This window comes from Azospirillum formosense, from assembly GCF_013340925.1.
Classification (GTDB): domain Bacteria; phylum Pseudomonadota; class Alphaproteobacteria; order Azospirillales; family Azospirillaceae; genus Azospirillum; species Azospirillum formosense.
The window spans coordinates 1-2,699 of record NZ_WHOR01000435.1 but is presented as its reverse complement, the minus strand read 5'-3'; the positions used below and the strand labels follow the sequence as shown (position 1 = coordinate 2,699).

The 2,699-nt window shown below is 70.2% G+C and carries 4 protein-coding genes; 2 read left to right on the top strand and 2 right to left on the bottom strand.

Translation table 11 applies throughout. The features are described from left to right. A partial coding sequence (locus tag GBZ26_RS28660; protein WP_247884944.1) for a diaminopropionate ammonia-lyase occupies window positions 1-1,223 on the bottom strand: 1,223 nt, incomplete at its 3' end. Between the two features lie 187 nt (window positions 1,224-1,410). On the opposite strand from GBZ26_RS28660, the gene GBZ26_RS28655 reads away from it, so the two are divergent. Further along, complete coding sequence (locus GBZ26_RS28655) at window positions 1,411-1,692, top strand: DUF2312 domain-containing protein (RefSeq protein WP_014240219.1); 282 nt, start codon at window positions 1,411-1,413, stop codon at window positions 1,690-1,692. Window positions 1,693-1,798: 106 nt separating this feature from the next. Here GBZ26_RS28655 and fliN read toward each other — a convergent pair whose 3' ends face one another. Then, window positions 1,799-2,101 carry a flagellar motor switch protein FliN gene (fliN, locus tag GBZ26_RS28650; protein ID WP_014240218.1) on the bottom strand — a complete coding sequence of 101 codons (303 nt, stop codon included), beginning with the start codon at window positions 2,099-2,101 and terminating at the stop codon, window positions 1,799-1,801. Window positions 2,102-2,297: 196 nt separating this feature from the next. Between fliN and GBZ26_RS28645 the strand changes: the two genes are divergently transcribed. After that, a partial coding sequence (locus tag GBZ26_RS28645) for a sulfurtransferase (protein ID WP_247884943.1) occupies window positions 2,298-2,699 on the top strand: 402 nt, incomplete at its 3' end.

Below are 2,699 nucleotides of genomic sequence, written 5' to 3'. Positions count from 1 at the left end.
CCCCAGCCCCCGCGCCGGCTTGCGGCCCCACCGGGAACCAAAGGCCCCGGGGGCGGCCCCCCTCCGGACCGGAAACCAAGCGCGGGGGCGCGGGGGGGGAGCCCAAGCTGGGCGGGGGCCCCGGGTCCCGCCGGGGCCCGGGGCGGCCCCGCCAGCCGGCCCCCGCCGGCCCCCCCCCCCACGAGGGCCCCCCCGCCGTGCCGCCCCTCGGCCAGCAGGCGCATGGTCGCCACCGCCGCACCGTCGGGGATGGTCAGGAAATCGTCGGCACCGCGCTCCAGGATCGCCCAGGCCAGCAGGGACACCTCGCCGCAGGCCAGCCCGGCCATCAGCGTCTCCAGATCGCCCTTGGACGGCGTCGGGCGGCCGTTGACGGCGCTCTGGTACAGGCAGTCCGCGGCGTGCGGCTCCACCACCACGAAGCGCGGGCGCTGGCGGCCCAGGCTTTCCCACAGATGGCCGCAGACGGCGGCGGGCAAGGCCCCCACCCCGCCCTGCACGAAGACGTGGGTCGGGCGCTCGCTGGCCGGAAGCTGGCCGATCGCCTCCTCCACCATCACGGTGTAGCCCTGCATCACGTCGCGGGGGATGTCCATGTAGCCGGTGTAGGAGGTGTCGGAGACGACGTACCGGCCATGCTCCCGCGCGTCAGCCGCGGCCTGCCGCACCGCGTCGTCGTAGTTGCCGGCCACGCGGACAACGCGGGCGTCGAAGGACTCGATCGCCTGCTGCCGCCCTTGCGAGCAGTTGCCGGGAATGTAGATGACGCAGCCGCAACCGAAGACCTGCGCGCCCCAGGCGACGGAGCGGCCGTGATTGCCGTCGGTCGCCGTGGTCACCGTGATGCCGCGGGTCACCTTGGCGTAGCGCCCAACCACCAGATCCAGAGCGGTCACCGGCACGCCGGGCACGCGGGCCTGCACCTCGCGCACCAGAAGGCGCAGCACGGCGTAGGCGCCGCCCAGCGCCTTGAAGCTGTGCAGGTTGAAGCGGCTGCTCTCGTCCTTGTACCAGATGCGGTCGATGCCGGCGGCGCGGGCCAGCCCGCCCAGCGAGCGCAGCGGGGTCGGGGCGTAGCCCGGCCAAGCGCCGATCTCGGTCATCGCGTCCTGGAAGGCGGCGCGGCTCAGGATCGCCCGTTCGGCGGGTCCGTAGGGCTGGTCCGTGTCGGCGCGCGGATTCGAGAAGAGACGCGGGGTGCCAAGCGGCGGCAGGTCGGACATCGTGTTCGCTCTCCAGCGCCGCAGGGACGGCCGCAGTCACGAAAACACTGCCGGCCACGCCGCGTCAAGCCACGCGCGTTGTCCCCGGACAAAGCGCCGCGCGCTGTGCTAACAGCGCCTCCCCCCGCGGTCCGGCCAGCGCGCCGAAGGCGGCGGGGTTCCCGTTCCTCAAGGAGATGGTTCCGTCGTGACGACCGGTTTCAACACCACCGCCGCCGACCAACTGAAGCAGTTCGCCGACCGCATGGAGCGGTTGATGGACGAGATCGACGGCCTGAAGGCCGACCTGAAGGACCTGCGCAGCGAGGTCAAATCCGCGGGCTTCAACATCAAGGCGCTCGACAAGCTGGTCGCCATCCGCCGCAAGGACGCCGGCGAGCAGGAGGCCGAGCTGCTGAACGACCTGATGCTCTACGCCCACGCCACCGGCACGCCGCTGGACATCGTGGTGCCCGAACCGGCCGAGTGACGCCGTAAGGATCGTTGCGAAGCCGCATCATGACGTTCCGGGAGCGTAACGTAACGTTTCGCTCCCGGAACATGTCATTGCGTAAGCGCATCAAAGGGCCGAAAGCTTAGCGTTTCCACTCGCGGCTGGATTTTACGAAGTCGGTCAGGGTGACGCCGATCTTGTCATCCACGATGACCACCTCGCCGCGGGCGACGAGCACGCCCTCCACATAGACGTCGGTCGGGTCCTTCAGATGCCGGTCCAATTCCACGACGGCGCCACGACCGAGCTTCAGAAGGTCGCGGACGCGCAGCATGGCGGTGCCGATGACCACCTTGATCTCGACCGGCGCGTCGCCGATGGCAAAGGCGTCGCTGCTCATGTCGTCGGACGAGCCGGCGCCCAGCAGATCGTCGATGTTGGCCATGCCGCACTCCTTCACCCCGGGTCACCGGACCCTTCCAACCGACTAGAGTTACCGCACCGGGCGCGCCGGGGCAACGGCGACCGTCGCGACGGCCTGCGACAAGGATGGGAAACAACAGCACAGATTTGGTTTTCCTGCGCCGCTATGTGTTGATACCCTGCCTGCCAAACGTGAAACCAGCCGCGAAGGCAGAGCCATGACGACCGATTCCCAACGCCCGCTGGCGGACAGCGCCTGGCTGAAGGGCGCCCTCGACCGCCCCGACCTCGTGGTTCTGGATGTGCGCACGCCGCCGTCGGGCGGCTTCATCCCCGGCTCGATCCATTCCGACTATGCCAAGGCCGGCTGGCGGGCGACGGTGGACGGGGTGCCGGGCCTGCTGCCCGAGACCGCCGTTCTGGAAGGTCTGATCGGTGGGCTGGGGATCGGCAACGGGGATCACGTCGTTCTGGTCGCCAGCGGTCTCAGCGCCGCCGACATGGGGAACGCGACGCGCGTCTATTGGACCTTCAAGACGCTGGGCCATGACCGCGTGTCGGTGCTGGACGGCGGCTTCGCCGCCTGGAGCGACGCCGGCCATCCCGTGGTCACGGCTGCC